At 40.4% G+C, this 19,388-nt stretch carries 19 protein-coding genes and 1 pseudogene; 5 read left to right on the top strand and 15 right to left on the bottom strand.

Features of this window, described 5'->3' with window-relative positions; translation table 11 throughout:
- Nucleotides 1–756 (bottom strand): response regulator transcription factor (locus R8925_RS12110; RefSeq protein ID WP_430536100.1); only part of this gene is annotated, 756 nt, incomplete at its 3' end.
- 90 nt (nucleotides 757–846) lie between these two features.
- Nucleotides 847–1,893 (bottom strand): alpha/beta hydrolase, encoded by a 1,047-nt coding sequence (locus tag R8925_RS12115; protein WP_430536101.1) that lies wholly within the window; start codon nucleotides 1,891–1,893, stop codon nucleotides 847–849.
- Nucleotides 1,894–2,134: 241 nt separating this feature from the next.
- Here R8925_RS12115 and R8925_RS12120 point away from each other — a divergent pair, with 241 nt between their 5' ends.
- From R8925_RS12120 to R8925_RS12130, 3 genes are all read left to right on the top strand, one after another.
- Nucleotides 2,135–3,349 (top strand): argininosuccinate synthase, encoded by a 1,215-nt coding sequence (locus R8925_RS12120; RefSeq protein WP_430536102.1) that lies wholly within the window; start codon nucleotides 2,135–2,137, stop codon nucleotides 3,347–3,349.
- 3 nt (nucleotides 3,350–3,352) lie between these two features.
- Nucleotides 3,353–4,720, top strand: a complete 1,368-nt coding sequence (gene argH, locus R8925_RS12125) for an argininosuccinate lyase (RefSeq protein ID WP_430536103.1) — start codon at nucleotides 3,353–3,355, stop codon at nucleotides 4,718–4,720.
- A 104-nt stretch (nucleotides 4,721–4,824) separates the two neighbouring features.
- Nucleotides 4,825–5,232 carry a VOC family protein gene (locus R8925_RS12130; protein WP_430536104.1) on the top strand — a complete coding sequence of 136 codons (408 nt, stop codon included), beginning with the start codon at nucleotides 4,825–4,827 and terminating at the stop codon, nucleotides 5,230–5,232.
- Between the two features lie 55 nt (nucleotides 5,233–5,287).
- Here R8925_RS12130 and R8925_RS12135 read toward each other — a convergent pair whose 3' ends face one another.
- The 10 genes from R8925_RS12135 to R8925_RS12180 all read right to left on the bottom strand — a co-directional run bounded on the left by R8925_RS12135 (nucleotide 5,288) and on the right by R8925_RS12180 (nucleotide 15,207).
- On the bottom strand, nucleotides 5,288–6,223 hold the full coding sequence (locus R8925_RS12135) for a nitronate monooxygenase (RefSeq protein ID WP_430536105.1): 936 nt from the start codon (nucleotides 6,221–6,223) through the stop codon (nucleotides 5,288–5,290).
- 101 nt (nucleotides 6,224–6,324) lie between these two features.
- Nucleotides 6,325–7,197, bottom strand: coding sequence for an ROK family protein (locus R8925_RS12140; protein ID WP_430536106.1), 873 nt, complete (start codon nucleotides 7,195–7,197; stop codon nucleotides 6,325–6,327).
- A gap of 81 nt (nucleotides 7,198–7,278) precedes the next feature.
- Entirely contained in the window at nucleotides 7,279–7,605 is a 327-nt protein-coding gene (locus R8925_RS12145; RefSeq protein WP_430536107.1) for a hypothetical protein, read from the bottom strand.
- A gap of 419 nt (nucleotides 7,606–8,024) precedes the next feature.
- Nucleotides 8,025–8,564 (bottom strand): HD domain-containing protein, encoded by a 540-nt coding sequence (locus tag R8925_RS12150; RefSeq protein ID WP_430536137.1) that lies wholly within the window; start codon nucleotides 8,562–8,564, stop codon nucleotides 8,025–8,027.
- Between the two features lie 100 nt (nucleotides 8,565–8,664).
- On the bottom strand, nucleotides 8,665–9,366 hold the full coding sequence (locus R8925_RS12155; protein ID WP_430536108.1) for a carbonic anhydrase family protein: 702 nt from the start codon (nucleotides 9,364–9,366) through the stop codon (nucleotides 8,665–8,667).
- Nucleotides 9,367–9,609: 243 nt separating this feature from the next.
- Nucleotides 9,610–10,824: a GNAT family N-acetyltransferase gene (locus R8925_RS12160; protein WP_430536109.1), complete on the bottom strand. Its 1,215-nt coding sequence runs from the start codon at nucleotides 10,822–10,824 to the stop codon at nucleotides 9,610–9,612.
- A gap of 78 nt (nucleotides 10,825–10,902) precedes the next feature.
- Nucleotides 10,903–12,468, bottom strand: coding sequence for a ribosomal protection-like ABC-F family protein (gene abc-f / locus R8925_RS12165; protein WP_430536110.1), 1,566 nt, complete (start codon nucleotides 12,466–12,468; stop codon nucleotides 10,903–10,905).
- A 439-nt stretch (nucleotides 12,469–12,907) separates the two neighbouring features.
- Nucleotides 12,908–13,723 (bottom strand): formate/nitrite transporter family protein, encoded by an 816-nt coding sequence (locus tag R8925_RS12170; protein WP_430536111.1) that lies wholly within the window; start codon nucleotides 13,721–13,723, stop codon nucleotides 12,908–12,910.
- A 214-nt stretch (nucleotides 13,724–13,937) separates the two neighbouring features.
- A complete protein-coding gene (locus tag R8925_RS12175; protein WP_036073535.1) occupies nucleotides 13,938–14,447 on the bottom strand; it encodes a GyrI-like domain-containing protein in 510 nt (169 codons plus the stop codon).
- Between the two features lie 109 nt (nucleotides 14,448–14,556).
- Nucleotides 14,557–15,207: a uracil-DNA glycosylase gene (locus R8925_RS12180; protein WP_430536112.1), complete on the bottom strand. Its 651-nt coding sequence runs from the start codon at nucleotides 15,205–15,207 to the stop codon at nucleotides 14,557–14,559.
- 312 nt (nucleotides 15,208–15,519) lie between these two features.
- Between R8925_RS12180 and R8925_RS12185 the strand changes: the two genes are divergently transcribed.
- Complete coding sequence (locus tag R8925_RS12185) at nucleotides 15,520–16,227, top strand: SGNH/GDSL hydrolase family protein (RefSeq protein WP_430536113.1); 708 nt, start codon at nucleotides 15,520–15,522, stop codon at nucleotides 16,225–16,227.
- 65 nt (nucleotides 16,228–16,292) lie between these two features.
- Here the strand turns inward: R8925_RS12185 and R8925_RS12190 are convergent.
- A pseudogene (locus R8925_RS12190) lies at nucleotides 16,293–16,557 on the bottom strand (IS3 family transposase); the annotation flags it as partial.
- A gap of 184 nt (nucleotides 16,558–16,741) precedes the next feature.
- A complete protein-coding gene (locus R8925_RS12195) occupies nucleotides 16,742–17,335 on the bottom strand; it encodes an alpha/beta hydrolase (RefSeq protein ID WP_430536114.1) in 594 nt (197 codons plus the stop codon).
- 38 nt (nucleotides 17,336–17,373) lie between these two features.
- On the opposite strand from R8925_RS12195, the gene R8925_RS12200 reads away from it, so the two are divergent.
- Nucleotides 17,374–18,345: a VOC family protein gene (locus tag R8925_RS12200; RefSeq protein ID WP_430536115.1), complete on the top strand. Its 972-nt coding sequence runs from the start codon at nucleotides 17,374–17,376 to the stop codon at nucleotides 18,343–18,345.
- 140 nt (nucleotides 18,346–18,485) lie between these two features.
- Here the strand turns inward: R8925_RS12200 and ycaC are convergent, their stop codons facing one another.
- Nucleotides 18,486–19,127, bottom strand: coding sequence for an isochorismate family cysteine hydrolase YcaC (gene ycaC, locus R8925_RS12205; protein WP_430536138.1), 642 nt, complete (start codon nucleotides 19,125–19,127; stop codon nucleotides 18,486–18,488).
- Nucleotides 19,128–19,388 lie beyond the last annotated feature (261 nt).

Below are 19,388 nucleotides of genomic sequence, written 5' to 3' on the forward strand. Positions count from 1 at the left end.
TGTGTACTTATTTCTATATACATATAAAGAGGATGGAACATCCGTTGATTTGTAGATCAACTTTTGTCCCATCCTCATTTTAAATCCGATCCCCCAGACGGTCTCAATAAATTCTCTGTCTGGCGCAACTTTTCCTAGTTTTCCACGAATATTACTCATATGTACGTTTACTGTGTTCTCATCAATAAATTCCGTTGCGCCCCAAACTGATGCAAAAATATTCTCCTTTGTAAAAACTTTTCCAGGATTACTAAAAAGTAACTGCAAAATCCCAAATTCCCGCGCTGTTAAGTGAATATCCGTTCCATCCAACTGAACACTGTATCGTTCCTTCGACAAGCGTAACCCATTCAAAACTAAGTCTTCTTTGATACCAGCCTCCACTCTTTTTTTACGTAATTGTACCTCCACGCGCGCCAATAACTCCTCGATATCAAATGGCTTTGTTATGTAATCGCTGGCTCCTAATTTCAACAAATCCACCTTATCCATCACTGTATTCTTAGCCGAAATAATAATGATTGGTGGTGTTGCATCCCGCGCTTCCATAATCTCTGCCACAAGCTCCTCTCCCGTCATCCCAGGTAGCATCAAATCGCACAACAATAAGTCAAATGCTTCACTATTCCAATATAATTTTGCTTCAGTCCCTGAAAATGCTTGTGTCACCATGTATCCTGCGCGTATCAACACATCTGAAATAAGATGGTTAATATCATTATCGTCCTCCGCAATCAAAATTTTTCCTAAAGTCATGATTCCACGTCCCTTCTTTTCATTTATCTTCCCACAAATAGAAAAAAATCGCAAAAAAGATAGCAGTCAAAAACCGCTACCTTTTTCTTATTATAATTTCTCTTGTAAAAATTCACTGATTAATTCATACGTTTCATCCGTTGCAGCAGAAGGCGTACTCATAAAGCCATGCGTTACTTTCTCCAACCGTTTCGCGTAAACAGGGACGCCTGCATCTTTTAATTTCTGTGCATATGCTTCTCCTTGATCGCGCAATGGATCATATTCAGCAGTCGCAATAAATGCTGCTGGTAATTTTGAAACGTCTTTATTACGAACTGGGGCAACAAGCGGGTCATATTTACGATCGGTTGAACCTGATAAGTACAGCTTGAAATATTTATCCAATGATTCTTTTGTCAAAACATAGCCTTCCGCAAACTCATCCATTGATGGGTAAAGAACAGAAGCGTCTCTCGAAAAAATATCAACCGGTGGATATAACAAAACTTGCTTCGAAATATTCGGAGTTCCTTTTGACTTCGCTAACTGGGCAACAACCGCAGCGATATTTCCACCAGCGCTGTCTCCTGCTACGACAATATCCTTCGATTTCGCACGTAAGCTCGTTAAATGCTTGGAAACCCATGCTACTGTTGCATACGCATCTTCAATTGCTGCTGGGAACGGATTTTCTGGTGCTAAACGGTAATCTACCGAAATCACTCGATATCCTGTCGCCTGAACTAATTTACGAGCAATACCATCTGTTGACTGTACGCTACCCGTTACAAATCCGCCACCGTGAAAATATACCATCAACGGATATGGGCCGTCTTCTTCTGGTGAATAAATGCGAAGACTGATTTTACCACCGGGGCCATCTATTTTTTTATTTTCAATTTCGCCAACTTCAATTTCTTTCGCTGCTGGAATTGCTTTCTCAGCTAGGCGGATGTATTTGTAACGTGAATCTACATCCGATAAAGGCGCAGTTTTTTTCACATAGTCTTGTGCCGCTTCTTCTAGATTATCAAGAACCTTTGGATCGTATTCCCGCTTACCGATTGCTTTCTTATAGATGAAGAAAATAGCAACTAGTGGTAACAATACGATGCTGACTAAAACAATACCAATCCATTTCAATGTCTGTTTCAATTACGCTCACTCCTCTAAAATAATCTCAGTCAATTCACCTTTTAAGTATAGCAGTTTTGAAAAATTTTAACCAATTTGTAGGTTAGTAGAATGCGCGACATGGTGCGATTTGATATCTTTTCATATGGATATTTAAACAAAAATATGAATAATAATAAATAAAATAGTTGAATTAACACTAGTATGATGGTATTATTAGTTTTGTCGAAATGTATATTTATTAATAAAAGGGGATGTAGAAATGACAAAAGAAAAAATCGTTCTTGCTTATTCTGGTGGTTTAGATACCTCCGTTGCGATTCAATGGTTGGCAGAGGAAAATTATGATGTGATTGCGTGTTGTTTAGATGTTGGCGAAGGAAAAGACTTGGAATTTATTAAAGAAAAAGCCCTCCAAGTCGGAGCTTCTGCTTCATATACAATTGACGCAAGAGAAGAATTTGCAGAAGAGTTCGCTTTAATCGCTCTACAAGCTCATGCCTATTATGAAGGGAAGTATCCGCTTATTTCTGCCCTTTCTCGTCCATTAATTGCGAAAAAACTCGTAGAGGTAGCCAGACAAGAAGGTGCATCTGCAATCGCACACGGTTGTACCGGAAAAGGAAATGATCAAGTTCGTTTCGAAGTGGCGATTCACGCTTTAGCTCCTGATTTGAAAGTTGTTGCGCCAGTTCGCGATTGGAAGTGGTCACGTGAAGAGGAAATTGAATACGCACAAAAACATAATATCCCGGTTCCGATTGATTTAGATAACCCATTTTCTATCGATCAAAACTTGTGGGGACGTTCCAATGAATGTGGCGTATTGGAGAATCCATGGGTTGCTCCGCCTGAAGCTGCATACGATTTAACGGTCGCACTTGAAGACACACCAAATACACCGGAAATTATCGAAATCGAGTTTTTAGCAGGGGTTCCGGTTGCTTTGAACGGCGAACCCTTAAGCTTAGCTGTTCTAATTCAAAAATTAAACAAAATTGCAGGTGCTCACGGTGTTGGTAGGATTGATCACATTGAAAACCGTCTTGTTGGCATTAAATCGCGTGAAGTTTACGAATGTCCAGCTGCGATTGCCTTAATTACAGCACATAAAGAGCTCGAAGATTTGACTTTCGTTCGTGAAGTCGCACATTTTAAACCTGTGATTGAGCAAAAAATTAGTGAAGTTATCTACAACGCACTTTGGTTCTCACCTTTGACGAGTTCTCTAGTCGCTTTCTTGAAAGATACGCAAAAATATGTGAATGGTACCATTCGGATGAAGCTTTTCAAAGGACATGCGATTGTGGAAGGTCGGAAATCACCGAACTCGCTATATGACGAGAACCTAGCAACGTATACTTCGGCAGATACATTCGATCAAGATGCTGCGGTTGGATTCATTAAGCTTTGGGGCCTACCAACGAAAGTTAGCGCGGAAGTCAATGCAAAATTAAACGCGAAAACAGAGGTGTGAATCATGGAAAAATTATGGGGTGGTCGTTTTCAAGGAAAAAGTGAGGCGTGGATTGATGAATTCGGCGCCTCGATTTCCTTTGACGCAAAATTGGCAAAGCAAGATATTACGGGCAGTTTAGCGCATGTGGAAATGCTTGGAAAATGCGGGATTATTTCGGAAGATGAAGCTTCACAAATCAAGTCAGGGCTTAAAATTCTTGCTGAAAAATTGGCGGCCGGTGAACTCGAATTTAGCGTGGTAAACGAAGATATTCATCTAAATATCGAGAAATTATTGCACGAGGAAATTGGGCCTGTGGCTGGAAAATTACATACGGCACGGAGTCGAAATGACCAAGTGGCAACGGATATGCATTTATATTTGAAGGATGCCGTTACAGAGATTATCGCTTCTTTGGCACATTTGCGGACGGTGCTCGTGGCAAAGGCGGAGAATCATGTAGAAACAATCATGCCTGGTTATACGCACTTACAACACGCCCAACCGGTTTCTTTTGCGCATCATTTGCTGGCTTATTACGGTATGTTTAGCCGTGATTTGGAGCGCTTAACGGAGAGTATAAAACGGATTGATATTTCACCACTTGGCTGTGCTGCGCTTGCGGGGACGACTTTTCCAATTGATCGGGCATACAGTGCGGAACAGCTTGGATTTAGTGCAATGTATGATAATAGTTTAGACGGTGTTAGTGATCGCGATTTCATTATTGAATTCTTGAGTAACAGTGCTCTTTTGATGACACATTTGTCGCGTTTTTGTGAGGAATTGATTTTATGGACGAGTCATGAATTCCAGTTTGTCGAATTGATTGATGCGTTTGCAACAGGTAGTAGTATTATGCCACAGAAGAAAAATCCGGATATGGCAGAATTAATTCGTGGAAAAACAGGGCGTGTTTACGGCAACTTATTTGGCTTACTGACTGTCTTAAAAGGATTACCACTCGCGTATAACAAAGATTTGCAGGAAGACAAAGAAGGCATGTTCGATACAGTTCATACAGTAAAAACGAGCTTGGATATCTTCGCTGGAATGATTGAAACAATGAAGGTGAATAAATCGGTGATGGAAAAATCGACCCAAAAAGACTTTTCTAATGCGACCGAGCTTGCTGATTACCTCGCCAAAAAAGGCATACCGTTCCGCGAAGCACATGAGATTGTCGGGAAACTCGTTCTCGATTGCACTAAAAAAGGCATATATTTACAGGATGTAACAATTGCTGATTATCAGGCGATTCATCCCGCTATTGAGCAAGATATTTATCACACACTTGCTTCTCATACAGCAGTAGCAAAACGTAACTCTTATGGTGGCACTGGTTTTGACCAAATCAGAGCTATGATTAAAAAAGCAAAAAATGAATGATAAAACAAATGATCTAGGCTTTCCAAAGTTCTAGGTCATTTATTATGAATCTATCTAAAAATAAAGTATAATAAGAAAGATTAAAAAAGAATAGGAGTGAAAAAATGGTACAAGCAAAAATGACTTTTATCACATTACCAGTAAAAAATTTAAATACATCGGTGGACTTCTTCACAGCACTCGGCTTTGAATTCAACCCACAATTTACAGATGAGAATGCTACATGTTTGATTTTAAACGACACCACCTTTGTTATGCTAGTAGTGGAACCATTCTTTAAAAACTTTACAAAAAAAGACATTTCAGATGCAACAACAACAACAGAATCTATTTTAGGTTTCTCCGCTGAGAATCGGGATGAAGTTGATGCATTTGTTGAAAAAGCACTTGCTTCTGGCGGTTCTGTTTCTAATGATAAAGTAGACCACGGCTTCATGTACAGTGGTAGTTTCCAAGATCCTGATGGTCACCTTTGGGAAGTTATGTATATGGATCCAAACGCAGTTCAATAAAAAAATAGTCTTGATTCCTTCTATTACGAGGCTATCAAGACTGTTTTTTTTATCATCATTTTATAGTTAACGCGCTTGCTACCGCTACCTGCTTTGCTTGTGTCATCATCTCTTGTATTAGCTCACTAACAGGTTTGATTTCGGTAATCATCCCCGTAATTTGCCCTGCCATAACGGAACCATTTTCAGTGTCACCTTCTTGTACAGCTTTACGTAGCGACCCAAGCGTCAATTCTTCTAGCACATCGCGATCCACGTTTTCCTCCTCCAACCGCTGATACTCTTTAATCATCTTGTTTTTTATGCTGCGAACCGGTGCTCCATTTCGGCGTCCAGTCACGACCGTATCACGATCTTTTGCGTTTAAACAAGCCAATTTAAAATTCTCGTGAACCGGACATTCCTCCGTTGCAAGGAAACGTGTCCCCATTTGCACTCCTTGCGCGCCTAATGCAAAAGCAGCCGCAATCCCGCGACCATCACCAATCCCACCAGCGGCAATGACTGGAATCGAAACAGCATCCACTACTTGTGGCAAGAGCGCCATCGTTGTCGTTTCACCAACATGCCCACCCGCTTCTGTGCCTTCTGCTACAATCGCATCCGCACCAAGTTGCTCCATTTTACGCGCAATCATAACAGATGGTACAACTGGGATAACTATAATTCCAGCTTCTTTCCAAATCGGCATGTACGTTTTCGGCGTTCCAGCGCCTGTCGTCACAACTTTCACGCCTTCTTCAATAATAACCGCCGTCAATTCCTCGATGTTCGTCATCATCAACATCAAGTTTACGCCAAACGGTTTATCCGTCAACGCCTTCGTTTTTTGAATCTCAGTTCGTAGCTCCTCACCACTCATTCCACCAGATGCGATAATGCCTAAACCTCCAGCGTTCGATACAGCAGCAACAAGCGGCGCCTTCGCAATTTGTGCCATCGCTCCTTGCAAAATTGGATATTCGATATGTAACAATTCCGTGATTGACATAATTTTTCCTCCGATACAATTTTCATTTCATGTACATTTTCTCACAATGATTCACAAAAAACAACCACTTCGCCGGAAAATGGCTGTTCTTATGCGAAAATCTAGACTTCTTCTTTCTTCTGTACCGCTAGCAAAATACAGCCAGTAATCCCTGCATCATCCTCCAATTTCGGTGGTACGATATACTCCTCTAAATCAGGCAACTGGATATAACCAGCAATCAATTTTTTTAATTTCTGGCGAACGAGCGGGAAAACTTGACGTTGTTTCATAACACCGCCACCAATAACAATCCGTTCTGGTGATAAGATTAAACTATAGTTCATCAACGCCTGCGCAATATAATGTGCTTCTAAATTCCAAACTTCCTCATTTTCTGCTAATTCCATGCCCTTCTTACCCCAGCGCTTTTCGATAGCACCACCCGCTGCAAGCCCTTCTAAGCAGTCATCATGATACGGGCAGTTTCCTTGATAACGATCATGCTTATGACGCCGAACCATAATATGCCCCATTTCAGGATGCGAGTAACCTTCTAGCATTTTGCCATTCACGACAGCCCCAGCACCGATTCCTGTTCCAATTGTAATATACATACAACTCGATAATCCTTCTGCCGCGCCAAGTGATACCTCGCCAAGCGCCGCCGCATTCACATCCGTTGTAAAACCAATTGGAACTTGAAACGCTTGTTTTAATGCGCCAACAATATCATAATTGCGCCACGCCAATTTTGGAGTAGACGTGATGTAACCGTATGTAGGACTTGATTTCCGCACATCAATAGGGCCAAATGAACCAACACCAATCGCTTCTAACTCCCCTTCATACTGCTTGAAAAAACGCTCCACCAGCTTCATTGTTTCCGCCGGTTCCGTTGTTGGATACGTTTCTCGTTTCAAAATCTTGCCAGACGCATCTCCAATCGCCACAACAAATTTCGTACCACCTGCTTCAATCGCTCCAAAAACCATAGAAATCCACTCCTTTTTAATGATGTATTCGTTTTCATTGTACATCAAATCCTTAAGTTTAGGAATATTATTGTCTAACAATTACCAAAAATAGTTCTTTACACCTAATTTAGCAGATATTTTTTTGATATTGTTGATATTGTTGATATTGTTGATATTGTTGATATTCTTATGAAGCGTATTTAGCTGAATTAGAATATCAATATGCATGAGAACGAAGTGAACATGTAATCCATGTACTATATCTTGTTCAGCACCTCCAGATCCAGTTTTGTTGAGGTTCTTATGAGGCATCACTCGCCGATTTAGAACCTCAATATGCACGTGAACAAAGTGAGCATGTAATCCTTGTACCGTATCTTGTTCGGCGCCTCCGGATCCAGCTTTGTTGTGGTTCTTACGAGGCATCTCTCGCCGATTTAGAACCTCAATATGCATGAGAACGAAGTGAGCATGTAATCCATCAGTGGTTCTTAAGAAGCCTAGCTTGGAATAATCGTGAGACAAATAAGAAACAAAGTGTGCTAAATTAGAACCTCAATACGCATGTGAACAAAGTGAGCATGTAATCCATCAGTGGTTCTTAAGAAGCCTAGCTTGGAATAATCGTGAGACAAATAAGAAACGAAGTGTGCTAAATTAGAACCTCAATACGCATGTGAACAAAGTGAGCATGTAATCCTTGTACCGTATCTTGTTCAGCGCCTCCGGATCCAGCTTCAACGGCCAACTCCTCGAAAACTTCACGCCCTCCGAAAAAAGCAAGAGCGGCTTTTTACTACGGCCGCTCCAGTTTTTTTCGGAGCTGAACGGGCCGTTTCAGCTTTTCAATTAAAAACCCAATCACACAACTCTGCATACCTCTGAAAATACTTTGGAATTTCATCTTCCTTAAGCCCTTCATACATATTCGCCACAATACTTTCGTTATACCATTTCTGAGCTTCATAGCCACGTTTAAAATAGCTCCAAACCCTTTCTCCTTCAGAACTAAGCGCATACTTAACAGACTGTAAATTGTCCAGCTTATCCGCGACAATAATCGCTTTTTGCTCCAATGTTCCCGTGCGTACTACCTCAATCGTATGGCTTTTTCGCGCCTCCCACGACTGCAATTTATCCTCGGTATGTGAAGCCACAAGTTCTGCAACTTCATCGCCAAAATCAGCTCGAATCTCATCCAGCGTTACTGGTGTATCTTCCACCACATCATGCAAAAATCCCGCCGCAACAACTTCATCACGAAATCCCGCATCGCGCAACAAATGAGCCACATTCCGCGGATGTGAAAAATAGGGCTCTCCTGTTATTTTACGTCGCTGCATCCGATGTGCCTTTTCTGCAAAATCACACGCTCGCTGATACATCTGATTCATTTCCTTTCTCTCGCAAATTTTATAAAAGGGACCTTGGAAATAACCAAAGCCCCATTTTGAGTGTTTTACTCTAAAAATACAACGTCTGTCGTCACGCGCTGTGATGAATTTGCCTATTCCCCAGCTCTTGTAACGGCCGATTCGTGTCCTCGATGATTTCTTGAAAGGCTGTAAAATCCTCCTCAGCTATACTTGTTGCATCTCTCAGAACAATCCATGTCACCCCTTCAAATGTCGGCGGCGTCGTAAGTGACCCTTGATACGTAAAGTAAGCCTTACTTTCTGGTAAAAATCCGCTGACATCTAGCAAAAGCTCTTTTTCAATACCAAAATCAGCAAATACCTCAGGAAAAATTGATGCTAGCTCACCAAAATCACTACCTTCTAATTCCTGCTCCATCCAAATGCCCAAAACAAGTCGTTCACCTGCTTCATTCATATGCACTAAATGCCATTCCATTGCAAAATAATGCTCATTCAGCGTATGTTCACTTGGAATATGACCGTGAAAGGCAACCAGATTATATCTCGTCCCATTGTAGATCAAGCCTTGTTCCTTACTCTCAGGAAAAAGATGTACTGAGTTCTCCACACGTCTTACTGTGTATTTCGTTTCCTTATAATCCAAGCCTAACGGCAAAGCCTCTTTTACTTCCATTACTTTTTCCATATGAATATCAATTGGTGACTGATTCTTTCCTGAATTAGCGATTTCGTACTCATCACAAATGTGTCCCCAAAAATTCGGTCCCTTTTCCCCTTTATAGGACCATTTCACAAGTGGCTCTGTCATGCATCATTCCTCTTTTCATAAAAAATTGCGCTCTATTTTGCCATCCTTATTATGCGAATATTTCGTGAATAGTTCTTCAAGTTATTTTTTTGTGTTCTTTTTATTATACTGAAAATCTATCAGATTGCCAGTATGTTTTCTCGGAACTAGAAAATTATTTTTTACATAACAGGCAAATCCTTAGTCATTTAGCTGTTTTCCGCCTAAAAAAAGACTGCCAAAATCGGCAATCTCCATAACTACTTAAAAATAATCCGAAAAATACGGTGTCTCATTAGGAATCATTTTTTCCAACTGCTTCATAACAGCATCGCTCACCATTAATCGACCATTTCTACGCAAATATTTCGGGCGTTTATAGCCAAAAAACATCGTTGTTAAAGTCTGAATGTCAATCTCAACCGCTTCACCGCGAGCCTCTTTTGTGATTTCAAGTGACCCATTCTCATCCCAATGAAAAGCGAGGATGCCTTCATTCCAGTCCAACAAACTATCTGTCACCACAAAATGAAAATCAGCTTTCTGTTCTGCAAATGGATATTTCTTAAAAAAGCCCTCTACATCAACAATCCGCGCCATGTAATACGGATGAATCGTCTCCGTAATATCGCTATCCTCCATCAGAAAAGCAATCGGCTCATTCGTATACATTTTCCCCTTCACATGTGTCACCATCGAAAAATGTGCACTAATGAAATTCCACAAGCCATGCCGCGCCTCTTGCGTCAAATAAACCATTTCCTTCATATGAAAGATATCATCCGCAATCCAATAATACATAAATCCTTGAGGCTCATTCGCCTCATCATAATACACAGCCGCAATCATTTCTTCGCGTTCCCAGCGCCAGTACTCTTCCCAAGCCAACGAATCACGAATCATCGCTACATGCTGATTTTTCGCAAAACGATCGTACGTTCTCAGGACATCTTCATGCTCAATATCAAGCCGTTCCACCATTCCCTTCACAGGAACATTCTCTGGAAGCTGCGTATCCTTTATCGAAAATGTCATCACATCCGAAATAATCTCCCAACCTTTACGACGGTAATACGGCACAGAATACGGATATAGATACGAAATCGTCTGTTCCCTTGCCCGCATCGCCTTCAAACTTTCACGCATCAAGCTATGCATCAAGCCAAAATTCGCATATTCAGGATATGTTCCAACGCCAGTCACACCGCCCATTTTATATATTTCACCAAAAATATTCACATGCATCGGGTAAACAGCCATCTGCGAAATCAATTTATCCCCATCAAACCAACCAATCACATCCGCTTTTCTCAGGACTGGGCGCTTAGCTTGCTCAATCTCATCCTCTGCCCAGCCAACCTCATGCAGCTCTTGATTCGTCACTTGAAACACGTAACGCAACAAATCATTGAATTGCCTCAGATGCTCCATTTTTAGCGTTTTCATCTCTAATCGATCTTGGACATTTCGCTGTCCCATATTTTCTACCTCTCTCCTAAAAACTTGGCCAAGCCACCTCTCTATTGTACATTGAAATCATATCCTTGCGCAATTCCTTTACTTGCGTTTAGCCACAACTTCTTGGTAACGTTTCTCTAGCACTTCCTTTTGCGCGGCAGTCAACCTTGGTTCCATTAATTTCGCCGCAATCGCTGACATCTCCATTTCAAGCAACAACTTGTCCTCCTCGACCCGCGATTCCACTGTTTTTTTCGCATCTTCCCAGTCCGAATAAGTTCCCTCAAACAGTCGCAACTGTGCATCTTCCAAAACTAACAATGATGTTGCAACCTTCCTTACAAAAGTTCGGTCATGCGATACAAACAAAACTGTCCCAGAATAGCCACTAATCAACGTTTCCAGCGCCTTCATCGCATGTATGTCCAAATAATTCGTCGGCTCATCCAAAATCAGCACATTCGCATCACTCAGCAAAATCATTGCTAATGCCAACTTCACGCGCTCCCCACCAGATAACACCGTTGTGTTCTTTGCCAAATCAGTCGCCACGAATTGCAAACTACCAAGACAATCCCGATTCATCTGGTCATCGTGAATACTAACTGCTTGGATATTCTCCCATAATGTCTTTGTCACATCCAGTTGCTTTAATTGCTGATCAAAATAGGCAATTTTCACGTTATCGCCGCGTTTAACCGCCTCATTCGCACCTATAATTTGACGCAAAAAGGTTGTTTTCCCGCTCGCATTTTTCCCAATGATTGCGACTTTCTTGCCACTTTTCAAACTAAACCTAGCATTCGAAAAGAGTACACGTTCTCCAATTATTGCACTTAAATCATTAACACGAAGTACCGTATTTCCTTGCTTAATCTGATTCTGTTCAGGAAGCGTAATCTTAATCGCCTTTTGCTGAAAAGGTTTGTCGACTTTCTCCAACCGATCAATCCTTTGCTCTATAGCCTTGATTGTTTTATGCTGCTTCTTTTCTTGCACACCTTTTCCAGGTTTTGCAGCCCGAATTTGCCTGGACGAAAAGCGCTTATTTGGTTTCCGAAGTCCTTGCGCTGTCTTCTCATGATATTGTTGTGAATCTTCCAATTGCCGCTTCTTAGCCTGGTACTGCTCATACCCCGCCTCTTCCTTGTCACGTTCTGCCTGTTTTGCCACCTCATAAGCACTATAGTTACCCGGATAAACCGTTATGCGCGACTGATCCAGTTCCCAAATCGTCGTACAGATCGCATCCAAAAACGTCCGATCATGCGAAATAACAAATAACGTACCTGCATAACGCTTCCACTGGCGCTCCAAATGTTTCACGCTATCAACATCCAAATTAGATGTCGGTTCATCCGCAAAAAGCAAATTCGGTTGTTCCGCCAAAACCCGTTGCACAGCTTTCCTCGTTTTTTCACCACCAGAAAGTTTCGCATCCTCTGGCAAAATTTGCGGCAAATAACCTGCCGTTCCGTTTCGTGTCACAACTCCTTGGTCTGGCATCGTGATACCTGCCATAATCTCAAGTAAAGTCGTTTTGCCAAGGCCATTCCGACCAACAATACCAACCCGCTCGCCTCGATTTGCTATCAGATGTGGAATTTCAAATAAAACCCGATCCGCAATCTCTTTTTTTATATCGTTTATCTCTATTGCTAACATAAAAAAACCTCCTATTTCTAGAATAGGAAGTCAGAAAACAAGCCTGCCAGCATTCAGCCAACACACAACCTGTCTTTATTCGCTCTGCATCATTTTGAGCACAGCAATCCCATCCTAGAAAATTTCGTTCCGCAAATAAACCGACCTCAAGTCCAATCTATTACACGCTTATTCGAATTCTCTTAAAAAATAGGATTACATTTTCATCGGCTCAAAAGACACCCCTTTACATTTGTTGGCTCCATCATAACGCATTTTTTTCTACCCGTCAACCTTTCAACGAGCCGAGAAACATCGATCTTCGTCGTTAAAGTCTGCGCTCCGGTGCTCACATACCCAAGCATGCTCCGCTCCAGTGCTCGACTTTGCCTAGAATATCAACGTTTCTCGGCTCGTTGAGTTTGGCGTTGCTTTCATGATGACTAGAAAATGCAACTGATCATTCTTCTACTGGAATTTTGGCTTCGAATTCCTTTTCTTTCGGTGCGGTTTTCTTTTTGTAAGCTAAGTAGTAGAATAGCGATACAAACACCGCGCCGCCGACCACATTACCTAAATATACTGGAATGATATTATTGATAAACTGGCTCCAAGAATAGCTTCCGGCGAAAATTGCTGCTGGAATGATGAACATGTTAGCGACAACGTGCTGGAAACCAATGGCAACGAACGCCATAACCGGAAACCAGATTCCGATAATTTTGCCTGTGAAATCTTTCGCTGCGTAGCAAAGCCATACTGCGATACTAACAAACCAATTACAGCCAATTCCTGACACAAAAGCAACCCAGAATGGATCTTTAATCTTCGCGCCAGCAGTAGCAACAGTTTTTGCAAGAAAATCGCCTTCTGTAAGTCCAACAAAATGCCCAAAGAAAAAGGCAACTGCAATCGCTCCAACAAAATTCATCACTGTAACAATTGCCCAATTTCGTAGTAACTGCTTCATTGAAATTTTGCGATCGAACCATGCAAGTGCAACAACCATCATATTCCCTGTAATCAATTCGCCGCCGCCTAGCAAAATACAAACAAGCCCCACTGGAAACAGGCCCGCTCCAATAAACGTAGCGAAACTTCCCCATTCATGTGGCATCGTCCCAACTGCGCGAATATAAAGCAAAAAACCAAGCGAAATAAAAGCACCACCTAAAAAACCTAAAATAATAAGTGCTGAAGTGGAAGAACTTGCCTTTGCTACTCCTTTTTTAATCGTTTCATCTACTGTCTCTTGTGGTGTGAAATATGCAGCCACAAAAATCCCCTCTTTCCTGCTCATATCTGTTCTATTTATATTTGATCTTGGACTCGCCACACCTAGAATATGTTCGGTATGTCACAATAATACACCGAAAAGAGCCTTACATTCCTTGATTTGTGGTAAACCAAGTATTTGTAACCGGTTACTTTTATATTATGTAAAACCAAATAAACAACTTCCTAAAAAGCTGTCTATTTGGTTTCGGATATTAGCCCAAGTGCTTCACAATTGGAATCATGATGTGAAACCCTTGTTGATTTCTTGGTAAATCGATTTCGCTATCATACACTTCAATTTTGAACGGTAATTCATCAAAAACAGGATATTCTACTGTAATATATGGTCGATAATCGCGAGCTGCGATGCGTTCTGCGACTTCTTTATACGTTTCATTAATATCTGTACCCGCAACATGATCACACACAAAGTACGTATGTGCTGGAATTTCGATCCACTCCATATCATCTGGTACATTCTCTGGCTTCCAGTTGGCCTTCACAGCCGAATAATACGTGAAGCCGTCTTCTAAATTGTGCACGGACATTCCAAGCAACGTCTTATCGTGCTTTAGACTTTCTTGAGACTCTGCCCAGCTTTGTATTCTCTTGATTGTTTTGTGCACCTCACCATGAAACGCTTCCTCGAAAGTGCCTTTCCAAACAAAAGCAAGCGCAGTAAATCCTTCATGTTCTTCAAAACGTGCAGCTGATAATGCCATTTTAATCAACTCCTTCGCGGGATTTCATTGCTTCTTCTAATCACGTAAATCATACCACAAAACGTAAAAATAATCCCATAATAAGTATGAATAAAATGACAATTTAGCTTTACCAAGAAATTGGTGTTTCCCCGACCGCCTCTAAATAAGCATTAACTTGACTATACGGTTTACTTCCGAAGAATCCATTGTAAGCCGATAATGGGCTCGGGTGTACCGCTGTAATCACTTTATGATTTGGATTTGTAATGAGCACCTGCTTCTTTTTCGCATCTGCGCCCCAAAGTACGAAAACTACTTGCTCCTCTTTTTCATTGAGTCGTTGGATAATTGTATCGGTGAACGTTTCCCATCCCTTTTTGCGATGTGATGCAGCTTTTCCGGCTTGTACCGTCAACACTGTGTTTAGCAACAAAATACCTTGCTCCGCCCAATCCGTTAAGTTAATATCGGTTCGCGCAATCCCCATGTCCGCTTCTAGCTCCTTGAACATATTACGAACAGAAGGCGGAAATTTTGCCTCACTGGAAACCACCGAAAAACTCAAACCATGCGCTTGGTTTGGACCATGATAGGGATCCTGTCCTAGGATAACCACTTTTGTATCTGCATAACTCGTTAAATCTAAGGAACGATAAATCTCCTCACGAGGTGGATAAATCGTTGTCGTTGCATATTCTTCCTCGATAAAAAGCTGTAAATTTTTGAAATACGCCTTTTCTTGTTCCTCTTTTAAAAGTTCTTGCCAATCGTTTTGCATAAATGCGCCCCATTTCTTTATGTATATCCACATCAGCCAATGTACGTGCTTGGTTATGTAATGTTTTTCTACTTGATAGATTTGGTAAGAAACATAATAACCAAGTAAGCAGACCTCTCTCTATGTTTAGTATAGCTTGTTTCACGACAAGAATCTAGATTCCCTAATAATTGACAGAAAAATTGTAAACAATTATACCTTTATGCCTATTAGTAGTTCAATATTGCTAAAAAACTTATTTCATGGTAAATTAAAATAGTTTTAAAAGCTGTTTAGGCAATTAAGACAAACTAACTTTAAGGAGAGATTCAGATGCAACACAAGAAAACATGGGGGAAAATAGCGCTAGGACTTCTTTTGCTTCTATCAACCTTGACTCTTAGTACAGGAAAAGTCAGCGCTGCAGAAACAACAGATTGGACCAAAGTCACTTGGAATGCAGTGGGGGATAGTTTGACGGCAGAGAACAACACACTGGCAACGAAAAGATATTTTAATTACATTCAAGAAGATCTACACATCAAGCAGGTCAATAACTACGGCATGAATGGGTCCACAGTTGGCAATCTTTTCGCACCTATAAGTGAGCGCTATACCACAATGGATAGCAGTGCTAATCTAATCACTGTTTTTGCGGGTATTAATGACTACGGCAAGGGACAAGCACTTGGTATGCCAACTGATACAACAAATAAAACTTATTATGGCGCGCTTGATGTACTTTTAAAAGGTTTAATTAAGAAATATCCCGGCCAAAAAATTGGCTTTATTTCTATGTATAAGCAATCATTCTTTCCGCCAGTGAACAAAATAGGCATTCCAGACTATGCTTATATCAACGCTGCTATCGAGGTATGTCGCCGTTATAATATCAAGCATTTGAATCTTTATGACTTGGACTCTTTTGATTTGTCGAAACCCGATGTGAATGGGTACAGCGTTGGGGATGGCATTCATTTGAATAATAAAGGTCATCGTCATCTTGCTGATACGATGGAAGTGTTTATTAAAGGTTTGTAATAGATGTTGGACCCCAAGCAAAGATCAAAACTCTTTTTTGGGGTTTTTTATTGTTCATACAGGACTAACGACACTTTTAATTTTCGTGTGCCATAGTTTTTACGGCCTCTATCACGCCTCTACGACCGCTTGTTCTAAATCTGCTTCTGAATTTTATGTCTTGCTCGATAATAATACATGCTCCTAGAAACACCTAAACACGACACATCGCTACTATTGGGTATTTATATTTATTTTGTCGGATTACTTGGATTTTCGTCCGAATATCAGCGTCACTTGCTTTAAAATATCATTTCCCATTTCTAATTGCGTATTTGGCTTGCCCAGTTCTTTTTACTCTGTTGCTATTCCAGTCCAACGTTTAGGTTTAGCGATGCTCCTCTGCATACTTTCAACTCTAGCATTAACACGCATCCCCTTTATTATTTTCCGGATATTTTATAAACGTGCGTCAAAGAAATAAATAGTACAATCCCACACCCCTGCTTTTGCAATAATACATATGATACAAGGGCTAATTTAGACTCACTTTTTGATACCACTTACGTACTTTATTAACCTCCTCATCAGTTACACCATGACTACCATCCGTTATTAAGAGCTCTACACCTGCAAATTTCTCTCGCAAACGTTCACTTAATGCCAAAATCTCACTTGGAACAACGGATGAATCGTTCGCACCTGTCGTGATCAATAACCGATTGGCTACGTCATTATCAGCAAAAAACTCTAAATGCAACTCTTGTGGATGTAATAAAATCGTGTAGTCCGCAATGTCAGGTCTTTTTTGTAAGATCCCCTGTAGTAAATTGGCGCCATTGGAATAGCCTATAAATGTTGTATGCCAGTAATCCAACGCTAATTTATCCCACTCTGCTAAAAACGCATCCACCGACAAATCAAAATTTATCTGGTCTAACTTCTGATTTTTGAGTGGAGCAAAATATCTTCTCTCTTCGCCTGTGCCGTACGCTCCAAGAAAACTCACGATACTCGCCTTAGGATTTAGCTCTCCTGTTAGAAACAATAGACTAAATTCATTTCCTCCTGTACCATGTAATAAGACAAACAAATTCTCTGAGCTTTTTTCAGAAATAAAATGTTCCATAAAGCACCTCCAATTTTTAGTAAAGGAATGAAATGAAGATGAAAAGTTTAGGTATTCACCATGTATCATCCCTTGTGGCTGACATTCGCGTCTCGTTTAAGTTCTACCATAAAGTATTAGGTATGAAACTACTAATGAAAACTGTTAACCAAGACGATTATACCATGTATCATTTATTTTTTGCAGATGAGCAAGGACGGCCTGGTACTGAATTCACAGTATTTCAAATCAATACATTCAAAAAAAATGTTTTCGGTACGAATGCCATTGATCGTACTGTTTTCTCTGTGAAATCAGAAAAGGCGTTGCATTACTGGTTAGAGCGCTTTAATGTTAATAATGTTGAACATTGTGGCATTGAAGATTATGGCGATACTAAAATTATTCGTTTTGAAGATCCTGATGGCATGCCATTAGCTTTATCCATCGCCTCGCAAGTAGAAGGGGATTTTGCGCCCAATCATGACAGCGATGTTCCTCTAGATTACGCTATTATCGGCATACATTCTGTTCATTTACGTGTACGCTACCCTGATGCTACCGAAACAATTTTAGTGGGTTGGTTCCATTTTGAGAGGCTTGCTCTGCTAACAAACGAGCCATTTCCAGTAACAGTCTTAAGAAATCACCATAGTGACTACCAACATGAGGTGCATCTGATTGAAGATGATACTAACCCCGTTGAAGATCAAGGAATTGGTGGGATACATCATCTAGCTCTCTATGTTGAAGATTATGCAGATTTAATAGCGATTAATAACAAACTTATTGAAAAAAATTTCCGAAATTCTGGCTTGCACCCACGCGAATTTTTTGATGCGATTTACTTTAGAGAACCGAATGGCCTCCTGTTTGAAGTTTCCGCCAAGATAAAAAAAGTTCCCCTATCTATATCGGCTGATGAAATTGATGACGTCCCATTATATTTGCCTGATTTCCTTCAAAACAAGCGCGAAGGAATCGAAAAAGAACTATGTAAAATTGATAAGTTTCGATATGAAGCTGAATAGACACCCTAGAGATAGCAGCATACAAAATAAAAAACCTACTACTCCATTACAGAATCGAGTCTCGTTCTGGAATGGAGTTTCGGATTTCAGTCTGAAAATTCCGTTCATTTTTTCGCCATAAAAATTCGAATTTTTATTACTTAGTGTTGTAAATTTAAGTCTTTTTGTGCTGCATCATAACTCGCCATTACATTAGAATAGGCAGGTAAATGTTTCGACAACAACTTGCCAAATCCTTCTATATCACTTCTCCAATCTCTTTGAAGTTCAGCTGCTACGCTAAACCAGTTCATCAATTCAGCACCGGCCGTCGCCATTCTTAATAACGCCGCATCTGCAACTTGTTTGCTTACAGTTCCAGAAGCGTCGGAAACTACAAATACTTCATATCCTTCATTCAGAGCTGAAAGTGTTGGGAAAGAAACACATACATCCGTTACAACCCCAGCTATAATTAACTGCCTACGTCCAGTATCTTTAATTGCTTGAACAAATTCTTCATTATCCCACGCATTAATCTGTCCTGGACGCGGTATATTTACAGCATTCGGAAGATTTTCCGTAATGTAGGGAATTAGCGGTCCATTAGGTCCATGCTCAAAACTCGTTGTCACTATGGTCGGTAAATCAAAGAAATTCGCCATATCTACTAAAGCTTCCACATTTTGATGAAATACATCTGATTCATAATCCCGTACTAAACCTGAAATTAGACCTGCTTGATGATCAACTAGTAATATAACTGCGTCTTCTCTTCTTATTCTTCTGTACAAATCTTTCATAAAAAAACACTCCACTTTCTCTTTGTATTTGTGAATCAATATTCAATATAACATTACTAAAATAAAATGTCGAATATTACTAATATAGAGAATTTTTTTCTTTTAAATTGATAATTGGATAACTATCAAAATAGCTTTATTCACCTGATATACATAATTATACACCACAAAAAAGAGAACCAGTATCATTAATTAGTGTCAATTTGATACACATACATCTGATTTCTTTTGTTCTTTTTTGGTTACAGTTACTTAAAATCG

It is taken from the genome of Listeria rocourtiae subsp. hofi (assembly GCF_963575615.1).
GTDB classification, from domain to species: domain Bacteria; phylum Bacillota; class Bacilli; order Lactobacillales; family Listeriaceae; genus Listeria_A; species Listeria_A hofi.

Bases quoted from the DNA above. Each gene is read 5' to 3' on its own strand.
- R8925_RS12120 (WP_430536102.1), top strand. From the start codon at position 2,135: ATGACAAAAGAAAAAATCGTTCTTGCTTATTCTGGTGGTTTAGATACC.
- argH (WP_430536103.1), top strand. From the start codon at position 3,353: ATGGAAAAATTATGGGGTGGTCGTTTTCAAGGAAAAAGTGAGGCGTGG.
- R8925_RS12130 (WP_430536104.1), top strand. From the start codon at position 4,825: ATGGTACAAGCAAAAATGACTTTTATCACATTACCAGTAAAAAATTTA.
- R8925_RS12135 (WP_430536105.1), bottom strand. From the start codon at position 6,223: ATGTCAATCACGGAATTGTTACATATCGAATATCCAATTTTGCAAGGA.
- R8925_RS12140 (WP_430536106.1), bottom strand. From the start codon at position 7,197: ATGGTTTTTGGAGCGATTGAAGCAGGTGGTACGAAATTTGTTGTGGCG.
- R8925_RS12145 (WP_430536107.1), bottom strand. From the start codon at position 7,605: ATGCCTCGTAAGAACCACAACAAAGCTGGATCCGGAGGCGCCGAACAA.
- R8925_RS12150 (WP_430536137.1), bottom strand. From the start codon at position 8,564: ATGTATCAGCGAGCGTGTGATTTTGCAGAAAAGGCACATCGGATGCAG.
- R8925_RS12155 (WP_430536108.1), bottom strand. From the start codon at position 9,366: ATGACAGAGCCACTTGTGAAATGGTCCTATAAAGGGGAAAAGGGACCG.
- R8925_RS12160 (WP_430536109.1), bottom strand. From the start codon at position 10,824: ATGGGACAGCGAAATGTCCAAGATCGATTAGAGATGAAAACGCTAAAA.
- abc-f (WP_430536110.1), bottom strand. From the start codon at position 12,468: ATGTTAGCAATAGAGATAAACGATATAAAAAAAGAGATTGCGGATCGG.
- R8925_RS12175 (WP_036073535.1), bottom strand. From the start codon at position 14,447: ATGGCATTATCAGCTGCACGTTTTGAAGAACATGAAGGATTTACTGCG.
- R8925_RS12180 (WP_430536112.1), bottom strand. From the start codon at position 15,207: ATGCAAAACGATTGGCAAGAACTTTTAAAAGAGGAACAAGAAAAGGCG.
- R8925_RS12185 (WP_430536113.1), top strand. From the start codon at position 15,520: ATGCAACACAAGAAAACATGGGGGAAAATAGCGCTAGGACTTCTTTTG.
- R8925_RS12195 (WP_430536114.1), bottom strand. From the start codon at position 17,335: ATGGAACATTTTATTTCTGAAAAAAGCTCAGAGAATTTGTTTGTCTTA.
- R8925_RS12200 (WP_430536115.1), top strand. From the start codon at position 17,374: ATGAAAAGTTTAGGTATTCACCATGTATCATCCCTTGTGGCTGACATT.
- ycaC (WP_430536138.1), bottom strand. From the start codon at position 19,127: ATGAAAGATTTGTACAGAAGAATAAGAAGAGAAGACGCAGTTATATTA.